Raw genomic sequence first — 17,149 nt, 5'->3', positions numbered from 1 at the left:
GGAACTACTTGTCGGCGAACTTCCAGGCGGTGGGCAGCACGCCCATCGCCAGGGCCGCCTTCACGGCGTCGCCGATGAGGAACGGGGTGAGGCCCGCGGCGACCGCCTGCGTGAAGGTCATGCCGGTCGCGGCGGCGAGGTAGGGCACGCCGACCGCGTAGATGAGCGCGGAGCCGAGGACCATCGTGCCCGCGGTGCGCAGGACGGAACGGTCGCCGCCGCGCCGCGCGAGCGCGCCCACGACGGTGGAGGCAAGCAGCATGCCGATGACATAGCCGAAGGAGGCACTGCTCGCACCGGAGGTGCCCTGCGCGAACCACGGCATGCCGGCCATGCCGACGAGCGCGTACACGGCGAGGGAGAGGAAGCCGCGGCGGGCGCCGAGCGCGGTGCCGACGAGGAGCGCGGCGAAGGTCTGCCCGGTGACCGGGACCGGGGAGCCCGGCACGGGCACGGCGATCTGGGCCGCGATGCCGGTGAGGGCGGCGCCGCCGAGCACGAGCGCGATGTCGCGGGTGCGCGAGGCGGGCAGCAGGTCGGCCAGGACCTTGCCGGGGCGGGTGGAGACGGCAGCCGTACTCATCGGGACTCCGCGGGGGTGAGGGCAGGTGGGGACACCGTGACGCTATCCCAGGGGCTGATCCACGATCACGGTCACTGCTCGACAAAGGGTGACGGCGGGTGTTGGTGGGCTCCTCACAAAGGGCGTGACTCATGCGCGACTTGGCGTGATGCTCGTCACTGAGGCCAGAGCCGAAACAGCCCGTTTTGCGCCCGGGGTCGGCCGCCGGGGAGACTGTAGGTTCCTGCCAAACCCGCGCGAGCCCCGAAAGCAGTCTGAACCTCCCATGCACGACCAGCTCCCGTCCGAACCCGAACCGCTCGGAGGCGGGCTCAAGCAGCGGCATCTGACGATGCTGGGCCTCGGTGGCGTCATCGGGGCGGGGCTCTTCGTCGGCTCGGGCGCCGGTATCGCGGTCGCGGGGCCCGGCATCGTCGTCTCGTACCTGATCGCGGGCACGCTCGCGATGTGCGTGATGCGGATGCTGGGCGAGATGTCGGCCGCGATGCCGGCGTCTGGTTCGTTCTCCGTGCACGCGGAACGGGCGCTCGGCCGCTGGGCGGGGTTCAGCGTCGGCTGGCTCTACTGGTTCCTGCTCGTCGTCGTGCTCGCCGTGGAGGCGACGGGCGCGGCGCAGATCGCGAACGGCTGGGCGCCGGGCGTGCCCCAGTGGGCGTGGGTACTGGTGTTCATGCTGGTCTTCACCGGGGCGAACCTGGCGGCCGTGAAGAACTTCGGCGAGTTCGAGTTCTGGTTCGCCGCCCTGAAGGTGTTCGCGATCGTCGCGTTCCTGATCCTCGGCACGCTCGCGGTCTTCGGGCTGCTGCCGGCTGCGTCTGATTCCTCTGGGGACCCGGTCGGCCTCACGAACCTCACCGGACAGGGCGGCTTCCTGCCGCACGGCTGGCAGGGCGTCATCTCCGGTGTCCTCGCGGTCGTGTTCGCGTTCGGCGGCCTGGAGGTCGTGACGATCGCGGCCGCCGAGTCCGACGACCCGGTGCGCGCGGTCTCGCGGGCGGTGCGCAGCGCGGTCTTCCGCATCCTCTTCTTCTACGTCGGCTCGATGCTGGTCATCGTGACGGTGCTGCCGTGGACGGCCCAGAGGGCGGGCATCAGCCCGTACGTCACGGTCCTCGACGCGATCGGGGTGCCGTCCGCGGGCCAGATCATGAACATCGTGGTGTTCGTGGCGCTCCTGTCGGCGCTCAACGCGAACCTCTACGGCTCGTCGCGCATGGTGTTCTCGCTGGCCGAGCGCGGTGAGGCGCCCCGCGCGCTGCTGAAGGTGAGCGGCGGGGGCGTGCCGCGCCGGGCGGTGCTCGCGTCGGTCGCGTTCGGCTTCGTCTCGGTGCTGCTCAATCTGGAGTGGCCGGAGTCCGTCTTCCTCTACATGCTCAACTCGGTCGGCGCGGTGCTGCTGTTCGTGTGGGCGCTGATCGCGGCGTCGCAACTGCGGCTGCGGCGGCTCGTGGAACGGGAGGCGCCCGAGCGGCTCGTGCTGCGGATGTGGTGGTTCCCGTGGCTGACGTGGGCGACGCTCGCCGCCATGGCGGCCGTCATCGGGCTGATGCTGACCGACGACACGGCCCGTCCGCAGCTGTTGTGGTCGACCGGCGCGACCGCGCTCGTCGTGGCCGTCGCGGGAGTGCGGGAACTGCGCGCACGGCGTGCCTGAACTTTCACGATGTGTGAGCGTCGTGTCCGTATACCGGTCAGCTGTTCCCTGTACCCGGTGCCGCTGCTCAGACTGTGGGCCTTTCCCCGTCTCAGCTAATGAACAGGGCACATCCATGTCTCGGACGTCCGCGCAGTCGCCGGTCGACGCGCAGCCGATCGATCAGTCGCCGGCCGAGCCGTCGCTGTCGCGCGGTCTCAAGCAGCGCCATCTCTCCATGATCGCGCTCGGCGGCGTGATCGGCGCCGGCCTCTTCGTGGGCTCCGGTACCGCCATCGCGGCCGCCGGGCCGTCGATCATCCTCGCCTACGCGATCTCGGGCGCACTCGTGATGCTCGTGATGCGCATGCTCGGCGAGATGGCCGCCGCGTATCCCGCCTCCGGCTCGTTCTCCGTCCACGCGGAGCGGGGCATCGGCCCGTGGGCCGGGTTCACGGCAGGCTGGTCGTTCTGGTTCCTGCTCTGTGTGGCCGTGGGCCTGGAGGGCATCGGCGCGGCGGGCATCGTGCACGGGTGGCTGCCGGGCGTGCCCGAGTGGGCGCTGGTCGCGCTGTTCATGCTGCTGTTCACCGGCACGAACCTCGCGGCCGTGAAGAACTTCGGCGAGTTCGAGTTCTGGTTCGCGACGCTCAAGGTCGGCGCGATCGTGCTCTTCCTCGTCATCGGCGTGCTGGCGATCCTCGGTGTCCTGCCCGACGTCTCCGCACCCGGCATGGACAACCTCACGGGCCACGGCGGCTTCATGCCCAACGGCACGGAGGGGCTGATCGTCGGCCTGCTCGCCTCGGTCTTCGCGTACGGCGGTCTGGAGACCGTCACCATCGCCGCGGCCGAGTCCGAGCACCCGGTGCAGGGCGTCGCGAAGGCGGTCCGTACGGCGATGTGGCGCATCGCGCTCTTCTACGTCGGCTCGATGGCCGTCGTCGTCGTCCTGCTGCCGTGGACGGCGAAGGAGATCCCGACCAAGGGCCCGTACGTCGCCACGCTCGACCACCTGGGCATCCCCGGCGCCGGCCAGATCATGAACGTGGTCGTCCTCATCGCCCTGCTGTCGGCCATGAACGCCAACATCTACGGCGCCTCCCGCATGGCGAGCTCGCTCGTCGCCCGCGGCATGGGCCCGAAGGTGATCGGCAAGGTCAGCGGCGGTGTGCCGCGCGTCGCGGTCCTGGCCTCCGCCGTCTTCGGCTTCGTCTGCGTCCTGCTGAGCTACTGGCGCCCGGACGACGTCTTCGCCTGGCTGCTCAACACCATCGGCGCGATCATCCTCGTCGTCTGGTTCTTCATCGCCATCTCGCAGCTGGTCCTGCGCCGCAAGCTGGAGCGCGAGGCCCCGGAGAAGCTCGTCGTGAAGATGTGGGCGTACCCGTACCTCACGGTCCTGGCCCTCGTCGCGATGGTCGCCGTCTTCGTCCTGATGGCCCGTGAGCACGACACGCGCGTACAGCTGTACTACACGGGCGGCCTGACCGTCGTGCTCGCGATCGTCGGCTACGTACGCCAGAAGGCGGCTCAGTCGCGGGCGGCGGCCGACGCGTAGATCTCCCCCGCTCAGCGAAGGACCCCCGGGCCAAGTGGCCCGGGGGTCCTTCTCGTTGCGCCCCGCACTTCTGCTGATAGCCTGCACTTGCACATTACTTGCAATAAGCTCTGCAGTACGCAGCCGGAGGGCTCGGACATGGCCATTTACACGCTTCCTGAACTTCCGTACGACTACGCGGCGCTCGAACCGGTCATCAACCCGCAGATCATCGAGCTCCACCACGACAAGCACCACGCGGCGTACGTGAAGGGGGCGAACGACACCCTGGAGCAGCTGGAGGAGGCCCGCGACAAGGAGTCGTGGGGCGCCATCAACGGCCTGGAGAAGAACCTCGCGTTCCACCTCTCGGGCCACATCCTGCACAGCATCTACTGGCACAACATGTGCGGCGACGGCGGCGGCGAGCCGCTGGCCGCGGACGGCGTGGGCGACCTCGCGGACGCCATCACCGCCTCCTTCGGCTCCTTCGCCGGGTTCAAGGCCCAGCTGACCAAGGCCGCCGCGACGACGCAGGGCTCCGGCTGGGGCGTCCTCGCGTACGAGCCGGTGAGCGGGCGCCTCGTCGTCGAGCAGATCTACGACCACCAGGGCAACGTCGGCCAGGGCTCGGTCCCGATCCTGGTCTTCGACGCGTGGGAGCACGCGTTCTACCTCCAGTACAAGAACCAGAAGGTCGACTTCATCGAGGCCATGTGGCGCGTCGTCAACTGGCAGGACGTCGCCAAGCGGTACGCGGCCGCGAAGGACCGGGCGTTCAACCTGCTCGTCGCCCCCTGAGCCCCTGAAGCGTCCCGCCTCGTGATCGTCTTCTCAACCATCGCGACGGCGGGCGGAAAGACGGAAGACCCCCGCGAGGACATGACTCGCGGGGGTCTTCCGGCAGCGGCGACTCCGGAGGATGGTGGCGGCATGCCAAAGCTGCCCTGTCACACCTGCGACTCCCAGGAAACGCACCGCTCGCTGACGCGGGACGAGAAGGAGTGGCTCAAGAATCGCCTCGTGAAGAACAACGTCGACGACTGCGTCATGTGCGAGGCGCCCGGCTGCCGGCACGTCCGCACGGGCTTCAGGCAGTGTGTGGGCAGCCGCGACCTTCACATCCGCATCCCCGAGCCGGACTGACCGTCAGTCGAAGATCGGCCCCTGCGTGCGGGTGCGCTTGATCTCGTAGAAGCCGGGGACCGAGGCGACCAGGAGCGTGCCGTCCCAGAGCCTCGCGGCCTCCTCGCCCTTGGGGGCCGGAGTGACGACGGGGCCGAAGAACGCGATCTGCTCGCCGTTCGCGCCGGGTACGGCGATGACGGGCGTGCCGACGTCCTGGCCGACCTTGTCTATGCCCTCCTTGTGGGAGGCGCGCAGCTCGGCCTCGTACTTCGTGCCGTCCCAGTGGTCGAGGAGAGAGGCGGGCAGGCCGACCTCGTCGAGGGCGGCGGCGACGGCTTCCTTCGTGGGCCCCTCGCCGCCGTTGTGGATGCGCGTGCCGAGCGCGGTGTAGAGGTCGCCGAGCACCTCGGGGCCGTGCTCCTCCTGCGCGGCGATGACGACGCGGACCGGGCCCCAGGCCTTCGTCTCGAGGAGCTCGCGGTACTCGTCGGGCAGGTCGTCGAGCTTGTCCTCGTTCAGGACGGCGAGGCTCATCAGGTGCCAGCTGACCTTGATGTCGCGGACCTTCTCCACTTCGAGGACCCACCGTGAGGTCATCCAGGCCCAGGGGCACAGGGGGTCGAACCAGAAGTCGACGGGGGTCTTCTCGGACATGGTTCTCCTCATGTATTCCGTGGCGTTGACTCTCCTGGCCAACGTCCCGCACCGGCGTCCCATTCCCGGCTGTCCGCCGTCAGGAGCACATGGCAGGATCGGTCCTGTTCGCACCACAAGTGCAGCCAGTCGAGTCACAAGGGAGTGCCGCCCGTGCCCGGAGAGAATCTTTCCCGCGACGAGGCCCGCGAGCGGGCGGGCCTGCTGTCCGTCGACGGGTACGAGGTCCAGCTCGATCTGCGGTCCGCGGTCGGCGAGACCGACGGCGAGGGCCCCCGGACCTTCCGCTCGGTGACCACGATCCGGTTCCGGGCCACCGAGCCCGGCGCCGCCACCTTCGTGGACCTGATCGCGCCGTCCGTGAACGCGGTGACGCTGAACGGCGAGGACCTCGACACGGCGGCCGTCTTCGACGGGACGCGGATCGCGCTCGACGGCCTGGCCGCGGAGAACGAGCTGGTGGTCGACGCCCAGTGCGCCTACAGCCGCACCGGCGAGGGCATGCACCGCTTCGTCGACCCCGAGGACGGCGAGGTCTATCTCTACACGCAGTACGAACCCGCCGACGCCCGGCGCGTCTACGCGAACTTCGAGCAGCCCGACCTCAAGGCGCCCTACCGCTTCAGCGTGCAGGCCCCCGAGGGCTGGACGGTCTGGTCGAACGGGACGGGCGAACCGGCCGACGGCGTATGGCAGTTCGCCGAGACCAAGCCGATCTCGACGTACATCACGGCGATCGTCGCGGGCCCGTACCACTATGTGACGGACTCCTACGAGCGCGTCTTCGAGGACGGTACGAAGCTGGAGATCCCGCTCGGCGCGATGTGCCGCAAGGGGCTCGCGAAGCACTTCGACGCGGACGACGTGTTCCTGGTGACGAAGCAGGGGCTCGACTTCTTCCACGACCACTTCGACTACCCGTACCCCTTCGGGAAGTACGACCAGGCGTTCGTGCCGGAGTACAACCTCGGCGCGATGGAGAACCCGGGCTGTGTCACGTTCCGTGAGGAGTTCATCTTCCGCGGGAAGGTGACGCAGGCGTCGTACGAGCGGCGCGCGAACGTCATCCTGCACGAGATGGCGCACATGTGGTTCGGCGACCTCGTGACCATGCAGTGGTGGGACGACCTGTGGCTCAAGGAGTCCTTCGCGGACTTCATGGGGACGTTCTCGATGGTCGAGGCGACGCGCTTCACCAACGGCTGGATCACCTTCGCCAACAACCGCAAGGCGTGGGCGTACCGCGCCGACCAGCTGCCCTCCACGCACCCGGTCACGGCCGACATCCGCGATCTGGAGGACGCCAAGCTCAACTTCGACGGGATCACGTACGCGAAGGGCGCGAGCGTCCTGAAGCAGCTCGTCGCCTATGTGGGCCGTGAGGCGTTCCTCGAAGGGGCCCGGCGCTACTTCAAGCGGAACGCGTACGGGAACACACAGCTCGGCGACCTGCTGTCCGTCCTGGAGGAGACCAGCGGCCGCGACATGGCCACCTGGTCGCGGGCGTGGCTGCAGACGGCGGGCGTCAACTCCCTCACCCCGCAGGTGACGACGAGCGCCGACGGGCACATCACCGAGCTGGCCGTCGTCCAGGAGGCCGCCGAGTCCCACCCCACGCTGCGGCCGCACCGCGTGGCCGTGGGCCTCTACCGGCGCGACGGCGCGGGCGGGGCGCTCGTGCGGTACGCGCGCGCCGAGGTCGACGTGGACGGGCCGCGGACCGTGGTGGACGAGCTGGCCGGCGCCGAGGCGCCCGAGCTGGTCCTCGTCAACGACGACGACCTCACGTACTGCAAGATCCGCTTCGACGAGAACTCGCTGGCCACCCTCCGCGAGCACCTCGGCGACATCACCGACCCGCTGGCTCGCGCCCTGTGCTGGTCGGCACTGTGGAGCCTGACGCGGGACGGACTCATGCCCGCGCGCGACTTCATCGGCCTCGTGTTGCGGTTCGCCGGGCGCGAGAGCGACATCGGCGTCCTGCAGATGCTGCACACCTGGGCGAACTCGGCGGTCACGCACTACGCGGCGCCCGAGTGGCGCGCGGAGGGCAGCCGCCGGCTCGCCGAGGGCGCGCTGCGGGAGCTGCGGTTCGCCGAGCCGGCCAGCCAGAACCAGCTGACGTGGGCGCGGTTCTTCGCCTCCGTCGCCTCCGCCGACGCCGACCTCCAGCTGCTGCGCGGCCTGCTCGAAGGCACCTCGAAGATCGACGGGCTCGATGTCGACCAGGAGCTGCGCTGGTCGTTCGTGAACGCGCTCGCCTCCACGGGCGAGGCCGACGAGTCGGTGATCGACGCGGAGCTGGCGCGTGACGACACCGCGTCCGGCAAGCGGCACCAGGTGCGCTGCCTCGCGGCGCGCCCGTCCGCAGCGGTGAAGGCGCAGGCCTGGGCGCAGGTCGTCGAGTCGGACGCGCTGTCGAACGCGCTGGTCGAGGCGACGATCGCGGGCTTCCAGCAGCCGGCGCAGCGCGAGCTGACCGCGCCGTACGCGGAGCGGTACTTCGCGGCGATCGAGCGCGTCTGGGCGGAGCGGTCCATCCAGATCGGCATGGACGTGGTGAAGGGCCTGTTCCCCTCGCTCCAGGACTCGCAGGGCACGCTCGACGCGACCGACGCGTGGCTGACGGCCCACGAGGGCTCGGCGCCCGCGCTGCGCCGTCTCGTCCTCGAGGCCCGTGACGACCTCGCCCGCGCCCTGCGCGCGCAGGCGTGCGACGCGGCGGCCGGGATCTAGCACCGAGAGGCCCAACAGGACTGCTACGGCCGGGAGTTACCGAATGCGGGTACTTCCGGCCGTAACCTGTCTTCCCGCCTGCCCTTCTCGGCAGTCGAACGCCCGTACTTTAGGGCAGGCTTGTCCCTTTTCTTCGACGAGCGTGTAACAGCGGTTAGGGGCCCGGGCGGCGCCGGGAATGGCCCGGTCATGAACCACAACACCCCGCTGTCCCCCCTCCCCCTCCAGCACCTCGACGACTGCCGTCAGCGCGTGCTGAGCGCCTCCCAGCTCAAGGCGCACGGGGTCAACTCCGCCGCCCTGACCGAGCAGTGCCGGCCGGGCGGCCCCTGGCAGCAGCTCCTGCCCGGCGTGTACCTGCTCCACCCCGGCCAGGCCACGGCCGACGAGCGGCTGCACGCGGTCCTCCTGTACGCGGGCCGTCCCCAGACCCGTACCGCCGTCGCCGTGCCCACGCAGACCACCCCCGACGAGCCGCACCCCCCACAGGCCGCGCCCCAGACCCCGTACGCCAACGCGATGGTCACCGGTCTTGCCGCCCTGGCCCTGCACCGCTTCGTGTCCGCTCCGCCGCTGCTCTCCCTCGACCGGATCGACGTCATGGTGCCGCGCACACGGCGGCTGCGCTCGACCGGTCTCGCCCGGCTCGTGCGCAGTCACGGGATGCCCACGCCGCAGCGGGTCGCGGGGGTGCCGGTGGCGCCGGTGCCGCGCGCCCTCGCGGACGCCGTCGCCCAGCTCGACGACGCGGGCGCCGTGCGGCGCCTGCTCACCGAGGCCGTCCGCGGCGGCCACTGCGAACCCGCCGCCGTCGTACGGGAGTTGAACCAGGCCAGGCTTCTCAGCCGCCCGCACGTCATCGACGCCGTGGACTCGCTGCTCGCCGAGGGGCGCGCCATCGCCGAGGACCGGCTGTACGAGATGGTGCGCGAGTACGGCCTGCCCGACCCGCTGTGGAACGTGGACCTGCGCCTGCCCGGCGGGCCGCACCTCGGCGGTGTCGACGCGTACTGGCCCGACCAGGCCGTCGCCGTGGAGCTGGACACTTCCCCGAGCTCTCGGCTTCGCTCGAGCGGGGGAGGCCCCCACGCGCCCCGGCACGGGCTGCGCCCGGAGCTCCAGGAGGAGAGCGACAGCCTGGAGTGGTCCGAGTACGCCCGCAAGCGCGAGCACCTGGAGCGCCTCGGGATCACCGTCGTCCACCTCACGCCGCGCAAGCTGCGCGAGTCCCTCGAACAGCAGGCGACGGTCGTACGGACCGCGCTGATGGCGTCCGTGGACCGGGAACCGGCGGCGTACGTGATGGTGCTGCCGCACTGAACACCGCCGGAACCCGGGCCGCCGGACCGGCCGGCTCCGCCGTCTACTCGGGGCAGAACTCGGCCTCGATGACGGCCTGGCTGTCGCCCGTCCAGTCGCCGTTGAAGTTGAACGAGAGGGTGTGGCGGCCGTCGGGCGTGGTCACGGAGTCCGTGTTGGAGCCGTGGATGCCGCCGCTGTGGCCCCAGAGCTCCTTGCCGCAGCTGAGCTTCTGCCGCATGAGGGCGAGACCGTAGCCGAGGCCCGGCTCGTCCTTCGAGACGGGGACGGTCCTCTTCATCTCGGCGAGCTGGGCGGCGGGCAGCAGCCGGCCGCGCAGGAGGGCCGAGTAGAAGCGGTTCAGGTCGGCCGAGTCGGAGATCATCTCGCCGGCCGACGAGGCGATCGTCGGGTTGAGTTCGGTGACGTCGTACGTCTTCTTGTCCGGGTCGTCGGGGAACTTGCTGTAGGCGCGGCCCGCCGGGCGCGGCACGGTGACGGCGGTGCCGGGCAGACTGGTGGCGCGCAGGTGGAGGGGCTCGATGATGCGCCGGCGGATCTCGTCGGCGTAGGAGTGTCCGGTGACCTTCTTCACGACCATGCCGGCCAGCACGTAGTTGGTGTTGGAGTAGTTCCAGGCGGTGCCGGGCGCGAAGTCGGGCCGGTGCGCCATGGCGACCGACACGAGCTTGCCGGGTGACCAGGTGTCGTAGCGGTGCTTCAGGAAGCCGTCGCGCCCGAAGACGGTCTGCTGGAAGCCCTTGTCCGCCGTGTAGTTGTAGATCCCGCTGGTGTGGTTGAGGAGCTGGCGGACGGTGATCTTCCGGCCGTCGTGGCCGTGTCCGGTGACGACGCCGGGCAGCCAGTGGTCGACGGTGTCGTCCAGGCTCAGCCTGCCCTCGGCCTCCAGCTGGAGGAGCACGGTCGCGACGAACGTCTTGGTGACGCTGCCGACGCGATAGCGGTCCCGGTCGCCGCGCGGGGCGTTCGTCCGCAGGTCGCCGAGGCCCGAAGTGCCCTTCCAGGTGCCGTACTCGTCCGTCGCCTGCCCGGTCACTCCGGGCACGCCCGCCGCGACCGCGGCATCCATGGCCCGCTGCGTCGCCCGGTGTCCGTCCTTGGCCGGCGCGTCGGCGAGAGCGGGGGTCGCGAGCGCCCCCGCCGTCACCGACACCGCTACGGCCACACCCACCAGGCCGGTACGCACTGACATCCCGTGTCTCCTTCGCCGAGGTCCGACAGCTGTGTGCTGTGGTCGACCTGGGTGACTCAGGGGTCGTGGGACGGGGTTGAGGGCCAAGATCGGGTTGAGCGGGATCAAGCCGTTCTGAGGTTTCGCGTCCCCGGCTGTGCGCCTCAGGCCTTGCGCCTTGGGCTGTGCGCCTCGGGCTGTGCGCCTCAGGCCTTGCGCCTTGGGCTGTGCGCCTCGGGCTGTGCGCCTCAGGCCTTGCGCAGGACGAGTTCCGTGTTGCGGTCGCCGGGGGTGCCGGAGAGCGTGGCGCGGGATCCGGGGGCGTTGAAGGAGAGTTCGCGGTAGAGAGCCGCGAGCCCGGTCTGGGTGAGATCGGTGAAGTCGGTGCGGTGCGGGGCCGCGGACTCGATGAGCGTGGTGAACAGGGAGACCGTGCCGTCGTGGTTGTCGGTGATCTCGATGACGCGGGCCAGCTGCGGGAAGTCGACGTGGGACGCGGTCGAGATCTCCCAGAAGGAACGGCCTTCGGGGCCCGCGTGCGGGGTGATGTCGTTCTTGTGACTGTGACCGTTGACCCAGGCCAGGACGTTGCGGTGGCGGCCGAGGAGCGCGAGGAGCTCGTCGCCGCCGTGCCGGGCCTCACGGGGGTGGTGCGGGTCCTGGCGGAGGTTGCGCATGGTCTTGCTGGTGTGGTGGCTGAAGACGAGGACGTGGGAGCCCCCGTTCTTCTCGTTGTCCTTGAGGGTGCGCTCCAGCCAGTTGAGCTGGGCCGTACCGACGGAGCCCTCGTAGTGCCCACCGGGGTCCGTCGTGTCGAGGCTGATGCCGAGAACGTCGTCCGAGACGCGGAAGGCGTAGTACTGGGTGCCGGCGTCGACGTTGGCCTGCGTGTAGCCGTGGCCGTGCGGGCCGGGCCCCGTGTGCGCGGGGTCGAGGTGGGCCTTGAGGTACTCGGCCGGGGTGAAGGGAGCGCGGGACTCGTCCGGGGTGACCGAACGCATGTGACGGGCCTGGGACTTGAGGAGGTCCTTGAAGGCCTGGCCCTTGGGGTCGCCGCCCTTCTTCACGTTGTCCCAGATCGCCTTGCCGGCGGAGTCCGGCAGCTCCATCAGCTTTCGCCCGCCCACCGCGAAGTCGGCGAAGAAGGAGTCGCCGGGCGCGTAGCAGCCGCCGGGCAGCGCGTCGTGGTTGCCGACGGTGGAGTACCAGGGCAGGTTGAGCCCCGCGCTGCGCAGCTCACCGATCGCGGCGTCCAGGAAGCCGTGGATGCGAGGGAAGCCGAGCTGCTTGTCGGCGTCGCGCAGGGCGGTGTCCGGGTGCCAGTACAGCTTGAGGCCGCTGTCCTGCACTCCTTCGTAGCGGCGCGGGTCGCCGGTGTTCGGGGTGATGCGCCCACCGCTCATCGCCTTCAGGAACCAGTCCAGCTCCGACTTGGCGTTGTTGTCGGTGTTGTCGCCGGTCGTCATGACGAAGTGCAGGGGCGACGCGGTGACGGGCGCCCCGCGCAGCGCGTTGACCCGCTCCACGAGGGAGACCGCCCCGGCGACCGAGAGGGACTCCTGAGGGCGCCAGGCGCTGGCGGTCTGGGAGCGCAGGTACTCGTAGCGCAGCGGGTGCTGTACGTCGACCAGGTGCAGGTCCGTGAACTGGACGAACGCGGCGAGCGCGGTCCGCCGGCCCTCGCGCCCCGACTTGGCGGACGCGAGGTCGCCGCGGACGACGCGCTGCCAGGCGGGGCCGTCACCGAGGCGCCGGTAGCCCGCGCCGGCCGGGGCGGCGGCGACGGATCCGAGGGTGGTGCCGCGCGTGTAGGGCGCGAGCGGGGCGGCGGGGGCCCGGCGGGAGACGGCGGCCGGGACGGGGCCCGCGGGCGCGGGGCCCGCGGCGGCGCTGCTCGTGCCGGGGCCGAGCGCGTAGCCGATCCCGGCCGTCAGGGAGACGGCTCCGGATGCGGCGAGGAAGGTGCGGCGGTCGAGCGCCGAGGCGATCGAGGCGGCCTTGGCGGCGGTGGCGGATGCAGCGGTGTCGGCGACAGAGCGTATGCGCGGCATGGCGCGGTCTCCCCGAGTGCGAACGCGTCGGCAGTGGTCGCGGGGCGCTCGCCGTGGCAGAACAACCCGCTCGTACTGGATCGTTGACATCGGGGATGACCTGCGCGTTAACGAGGCCGCAACGGGCAGCGCCGATCACGCCACGTGGATCACCGGCCACCCTGCGCGGTCACGTACGCCTCGTGCGCCGTAGAGGAGCCGGTCACTCCGTGTTCACGTTTCGGGGAAGAGGTGGCCCGACGTGGGCCTGTCGCGCCACAGTTCGAGGCCCGCGTCGACGAGTTCGACGCGGGCGAGGCCGGGCACGTCGTCGAGCCGGTGCCAGGCGGCCATGTCGGTGGAGCCGTTCACCTCGTGACGCAGTTCGCCGCCGGTGACGCGGCCCTCGTAGACGAGACGCAGTCCGTGGAAGTCGGCGACGGCGCCCAGTTTGCGCGGGTAGCGGCGCAGGACGGAGTGGACACCGAGCAGAGCGACGGGCTCGACCGCGTAGCCGGTCTCCTCGTCGAGCTCGCGGATCACGGTGTCGTACGGGTCCTCGCCGTGGTCCATGCCGCCTCCCGGCAGCGTCCAGCGTCTGGTGCCGTCGCCGGCCACCCAGCGGGCGAGCAGCACCTGCCCTTCCCGCACGCAGACTGCGTAGGCCGCGACCCTCAGTTCCCTGTGCACACGGTGACGTTATGCGGTCCGCGCCGGGTCGGGGCGGTGAACGTGCGGGTCGGTGACGCGACGGGCGGAACTCCTCGCGGGGTGCGTGTGCCGTTCCCCGCTGCGCTCGTTTCCCCGTATGCGGCGCTTTGTCCGCGATGACGCATGGCGGAAGTACGCCATGACCTGATCACGTCATGGGCAACTCTCCCCAAACAGGCGCCACTTACGTAAAGCTGACCGGTCATCCGGTACCGAATTCCGGACCCTTTCCGACCTTTACGTACAGGGATGCTGATGACCCTCGATCCCCAGCGCGCACCGATATCCGGAGCGAGACGGGCGGCCCGGCTCGCGGCCGCCGCCGGCCTCGTCGCAGCGCTCACCGCCGTCGGGCCGATACCCCTGGCCTCCTCCGCGGCTGCGGACACCACCCCGTCGACCGACGCACCCGTCAAGTCGGCCGGTGACAAGCTCGGTTCGTCCGACGCCCAGCTCCTCGACCAGGCCGAGGCGGCCGGCGAGAAGAACGTGACCATGATGGTCGCGACCGCGCCCGGCGCGACCGAGCAGGTCGCGCACCAGCTCGACGCCGTCAAGGGCGGTTCGGTCGGGCGGACCTACGACAAGCTCGGCTACGTCCGCGCCACCGTGCCGACCGCCAAGGCGGACGCCGCGATCAAGGCGGCCGAGAAGCTCTCCTCCGTGCAAGGCATCGACCTGCGCCACGAGATCGAGCTCGACGACCCGACGCCGGCCGGCGACACCGCCAAGGGCTCGAAGGGCGCCGAAGGCTCCTACGCCGCGCCGGGCAAGAACACCCCGGCGAAGAACCCGTACAACCCGTCCTTCGAGACGGGCGCCGTCGACTTCGTGAAGGACAACCCGAAGGCCGACGGCCGCGGCGTCACGATCGGCATCCTCGACTCCGGTGTGGACCTCGGTCACCCGGCGCTCCAGAAGACCACCACCGGCGAGCGCAAGATCGTCGACTGGGTCACCTCGACCGACCCGATCGTCGACGGCGACGCCACCTGGCGCGCGATGGTCACCTCCGTGACCGGCCCGGCGTTCACCTACGGCGGGCGCACCTTCAAGGCCGCGGCCGGCTCCTACCAGGTCTCGACGTTCAAGGAGTCCGCCACCACCGGCGGCGACGCCAAGGGCGACCTGAACCGCGACGGCGACACCACCGACTCCTGGGCCGTCCTCTACGACGCCAAGGCCGGCACCGTCACCGTCGACCTGAACGACAACGGTGACTTCACCGACGACACCCCGATGAAGCCGTACAAGGACGGCTACCAGATCGGGTACTTCGGCAAGGACGACCCGGCGACCGACGTCGTCGAGCGCATCCCGTTCGTCATGGAGATCCGCAAGGACGTCCCGATGGACCCGTACGGCGGCGACTGGGTCGGCAAGAAGGCCGACTTCGTCAACATCGGCGTCATCGAGTCCGAGCACGGCACGCACGTCGCGGGCATCACCTCCGCCAACGGCCTGTTCGGCGGGAAGATGAGCGGTGCCGCGCCCGGCGCGAAGCTCGTCTCCTCGCGCGCCTGCACCTGGTCCGGCGGCTGCACCAACGTCGCGCTCACCGAGGGCATGATCGACCTCGTCGCCAAGCGCGGCGTCGACATCGTCAACATGTCGATCGGCGGCCTGCCCGCCCTCAACGACGGCAACAACGCGCGCTCGCTGCTCTACAAGCGCCTCATCGACACCTACGGCGTCCAGCTCGTGATCTCCGCGGGCAACTCCGGCCCCGGCGCGAACACCATCGGCGACCCCGGCCTCGCCGACAAGGTCATCTCCGTCGGCGCGTCCATCTCCAAGGAGACCTGGGCCGCCAACTACGGCTCCGGCGTGACGAAGCGCTACGCCATGATGCCGTTCTCGTCGCGCGGCCCGCGTGAGGACGGCGGCTTCACGCCGACCATCACCGCGCCAGGCGCCGCGATCAACACGACGCAGACCTGGCTGCCGGGCTCCCCGGTCGCCGAGGCGGGCTACACCCTGCCGGCCGGCTACTCGATGCTCCAGGGCACCTCGATGGCCTCCCCGCAGGCCGCGGGCGCCTCGGCCCTGCTGCTCTCCGCCGCCAAGCAGAAGCACATCGCGCTCACCCCGGCGAAGCTGCGCACGGCGCTCACCTCGACCGCCAAGCACATCAGCGGCGAGCAGGCGTACGCCGAGGGCTCCGGCCTCATCGACATCGTCGACGCGTGGAAGTCCATCAAGCGCGGCGCGGACGCCCACACCTACACGGTGAAGGCACCGGTCGACACCGCGATCGACTACGCGCTCGAGAACCCGGGCTTCGGCACCGGCATCTACGACCGCGAGGGCGGCCTCAAGGCCGGCCAGAAGAAGACCTACGACGTCACCGTCACGCGCACGTCGGGCCCGGACCGTGCGGTCCGCCACGAGCTGTCCCTCAAGAACAACTCGGGCTCCACGTTCCGCATCCTCGGCGACGACACCGTCTCGCTGCCGCTGAACAAGCCGGTCACCGTCAAGGTGCAGGCCGCGCCGAAGAGCGCCGGTCTGCGCAGCGCCGTCCTGGAGGTGGACGACCCGCGCACCGAGGGCGTCGACCAGCAGATCATGGCGACCGTCGTCGTCGCGACGCCGCTCGCGAAGCCGTCGTACGCCTTCTCGGACTCCGGCTCCGTGCAGCGCAACAGCACGAAGTCGTACTTCCTGACGGTCCCCGAGGGCGCGAAGTCCCTCGAGGTCGCGATGAGCGGTCTGAAGGACAAGAGCCAGACCCGCTTCATCTCGATCCACCCGTACGGCGTCCCGGTCGACGACACGTCGACGCCGAGCTGCTACCCGAACTACAACCCGGCCAACGTCTGCCGCCCCGACCTGCGTTCGTACGCGGACCCGCAGGCCGGTGTCTGGGAGATCGAGGTCGAGGCGCGCCGTACGTCGCCGCAGCTCGACAACCCGTACAAGCTGGACGTCGCCGTGCTCGGCGCGGCCTTCGACCCGGCCGTGCAGACCGTCCCCGAGGCCAAGGTCGGCACCCCGGCCTCCGTCTCCTGGAAGGTGACGAACAAGTTCGCCTCGCTCGACGGCAAGCTGAAGGGCGGCCCGCTCGGCTCGGCCAAGACCGCGCGTCCCTCCCTCAAGGAGGGTGAGACGCAGACCTCCACGGTCGTCGTCCCCGCGGGCGCCGACCGTCTGGACGTCGCCATCGGCGGTGTCTCCGACAACTCCGCCGACCTGGACCTGACGGTCTACGACCAGGGCGGCAACGTGGTCGGCCAGTCCGCCGACGGTGACTCCGAGGAGGCCGTCAGCATCAGCAAGCCGGCCGCCGGCACGTACACGGTCGAGGTCGTGGGCTACTCCGTCCCGTCCGGTTCGACGGAGTACGACTACCGCGACGTGTTCTTCTCCCCGACGCTCGGCCAGGTCAAGGTCGACGAGGCGAAGTCCGTGAAGCTCGGCAACGGCGACTCGACCCAGGTCACCGCCGAGGTCGTCGCCGCGGCGGCCGCGCCGGAGGGCCGCGAGTTCTTCGGCGAGGTGCAGCTCCTGAACGGGCGCGGCACGGTCGCCGGGCTCGGCAGCGTGAAGATCGAGAAGGTCACGCCGTAACGGTGACCCGATGACGGGAGGGGCGGGCGTCCGTACGGGCGCCCGCCCTTCTCCGTCCCGCTCCCATGACGCG

General features: G+C 70.4%; 12 protein-coding genes. 7 read left to right on the top strand and 5 right to left on the bottom strand.

What is annotated here, in order from left to right; translation table 11 throughout:
* Positions 1-4: 4 nt before the first annotated feature.
* Positions 5-583 (bottom strand): biotin transporter BioY, encoded by a 579-nt coding sequence (locus ACFC96_RS23110; RefSeq protein WP_376256196.1) that lies wholly within the window; start codon positions 581-583, stop codon positions 5-7.
* Between the two features lie 265 nt (positions 584-848).
* Between ACFC96_RS23110 and ACFC96_RS23105 the strand changes: the two genes are divergently transcribed.
* The 4 genes from ACFC96_RS23105 (at position 849) to ACFC96_RS23090 (ending at position 4,902) form a co-directional block, all read left to right on the top strand.
* A complete protein-coding gene (locus ACFC96_RS23105) occupies positions 849-2,237 on the top strand; it encodes an amino acid permease (RefSeq protein WP_376613904.1) in 1,389 nt (462 codons plus the stop codon).
* Positions 2,238-2,352: 115 nt separating this feature from the next.
* Positions 2,353-3,777: an amino acid permease gene (locus tag ACFC96_RS23100; RefSeq protein ID WP_376256200.1), complete on the top strand. Its 1,425-nt coding sequence runs from the start codon at positions 2,353-2,355 to the stop codon at positions 3,775-3,777.
* Between the two features lie 138 nt (positions 3,778-3,915).
* Complete coding sequence (locus ACFC96_RS23095; protein WP_376256201.1) at positions 3,916-4,557, top strand: superoxide dismutase; 642 nt, start codon at positions 3,916-3,918, stop codon at positions 4,555-4,557.
* A 132-nt stretch (positions 4,558-4,689) separates the two neighbouring features.
* Positions 4,690-4,902, top strand: coding sequence for a hypothetical protein (locus ACFC96_RS23090; protein WP_376256203.1), 213 nt, complete (start codon positions 4,690-4,692; stop codon positions 4,900-4,902).
* Positions 4,903-4,905: 3 nt separating this feature from the next.
* Here the strand turns inward: ACFC96_RS23090 and ACFC96_RS23085 are convergent, their stop codons facing one another.
* Entirely contained in the window at positions 4,906-5,538 is a 633-nt protein-coding gene (locus ACFC96_RS23085) for a DsbA family protein (RefSeq protein WP_376613902.1), read from the bottom strand.
* A gap of 153 nt (positions 5,539-5,691) precedes the next feature.
* Here ACFC96_RS23085 and pepN point away from each other — a divergent pair, with 153 nt between their 5' ends.
* Positions 5,692-8,274 carry an aminopeptidase N gene (gene pepN, locus ACFC96_RS23080; RefSeq protein WP_376613900.1) on the top strand — a complete coding sequence of 861 codons (2,583 nt, stop codon included), beginning with the start codon at positions 5,692-5,694 and terminating at the stop codon, positions 8,272-8,274.
* 189 nt (positions 8,275-8,463) lie between these two features.
* Positions 8,464-9,594 carry a hypothetical protein gene (locus tag ACFC96_RS23075; RefSeq protein ID WP_376613898.1) on the top strand — a complete coding sequence of 377 codons (1,131 nt, stop codon included), beginning with the start codon at positions 8,464-8,466 and terminating at the stop codon, positions 9,592-9,594.
* Between the two features lie 43 nt (positions 9,595-9,637).
* Here the strand turns inward: ACFC96_RS23075 and ACFC96_RS23070 are convergent, their stop codons facing one another.
* The 3 genes from ACFC96_RS23070 to ACFC96_RS23060 form a co-directional block, all read right to left on the bottom strand.
* On the bottom strand, positions 9,638-10,786 hold the full coding sequence (locus ACFC96_RS23070; RefSeq protein ID WP_376613896.1) for a serine hydrolase domain-containing protein: 1,149 nt from the start codon (positions 10,784-10,786) through the stop codon (positions 9,638-9,640).
* A 227-nt stretch (positions 10,787-11,013) separates the two neighbouring features.
* Positions 11,014-12,816 carry a TIGR03767 family metallophosphoesterase gene (locus ACFC96_RS23065; RefSeq protein WP_376613894.1) on the bottom strand — a complete coding sequence of 601 codons (1,803 nt, stop codon included), beginning with the start codon at positions 12,814-12,816 and terminating at the stop codon, positions 11,014-11,016.
* 213 nt (positions 12,817-13,029) lie between these two features.
* The gene (locus ACFC96_RS23060; RefSeq protein WP_376256215.1) at positions 13,030-13,485 is read right to left on the bottom strand and encodes an NUDIX hydrolase; all 456 of its coding nucleotides are present in this window, start codon (positions 13,483-13,485) and stop codon (positions 13,030-13,032) included.
* A 276-nt stretch (positions 13,486-13,761) separates the two neighbouring features.
* Between ACFC96_RS23060 and ACFC96_RS23055 the strand changes: the two genes are divergently transcribed.
* Entirely contained in the window at positions 13,762-17,076 is a 3,315-nt protein-coding gene (locus ACFC96_RS23055) for a S8 family serine peptidase (RefSeq protein ID WP_376613892.1), read from the top strand.
* The last annotated feature ends 73 nt before the right edge of the window (positions 17,077-17,149 follow it).

Origin of the sequence: Streptomyces sp. NPDC055955, from assembly GCF_042270245.1 — a bacterium.
Taxonomy (GTDB): domain Bacteria; phylum Actinomycetota; class Actinomycetes; order Streptomycetales; family Streptomycetaceae; genus Streptomyces.
This window is presented reverse-complemented; position numbering and strand designations above follow the sequence as displayed.

Coding starts and splice junctions, on each gene's coding strand:
- ACFC96_RS23110 (WP_376256196.1), bottom strand. CDS start 583: ATGAGTACGGCTGCCGTCTCCACCCGCCCCGGCAAGGTCCTGGCCGAC.
- ACFC96_RS23105 (WP_376613904.1), top strand. CDS start 849: ATGCACGACCAGCTCCCGTCCGAACCCGAACCGCTCGGAGGCGGGCTC.
- ACFC96_RS23100 (WP_376256200.1), top strand. CDS start 2,353: ATGTCTCGGACGTCCGCGCAGTCGCCGGTCGACGCGCAGCCGATCGAT.
- ACFC96_RS23095 (WP_376256201.1), top strand. CDS start 3,916: ATGGCCATTTACACGCTTCCTGAACTTCCGTACGACTACGCGGCGCTC.
- ACFC96_RS23090 (WP_376256203.1), top strand. CDS start 4,690: ATGCCAAAGCTGCCCTGTCACACCTGCGACTCCCAGGAAACGCACCGC.
- ACFC96_RS23085 (WP_376613902.1), bottom strand. CDS start 5,538: ATGTCCGAGAAGACCCCCGTCGACTTCTGGTTCGACCCCCTGTGCCCC.
- ACFC96_RS23075 (WP_376613898.1), top strand. CDS start 8,464: ATGAACCACAACACCCCGCTGTCCCCCCTCCCCCTCCAGCACCTCGAC.
- ACFC96_RS23070 (WP_376613896.1), bottom strand. CDS start 10,786: ATGTCAGTGCGTACCGGCCTGGTGGGTGTGGCCGTAGCGGTGTCGGTG.
- ACFC96_RS23065 (WP_376613894.1), bottom strand. CDS start 12,816: ATGCCGCGCATACGCTCTGTCGCCGACACCGCTGCATCCGCCACCGCC.
- ACFC96_RS23055 (WP_376613892.1), top strand. CDS start 13,762: ATGACCCTCGATCCCCAGCGCGCACCGATATCCGGAGCGAGACGGGCG.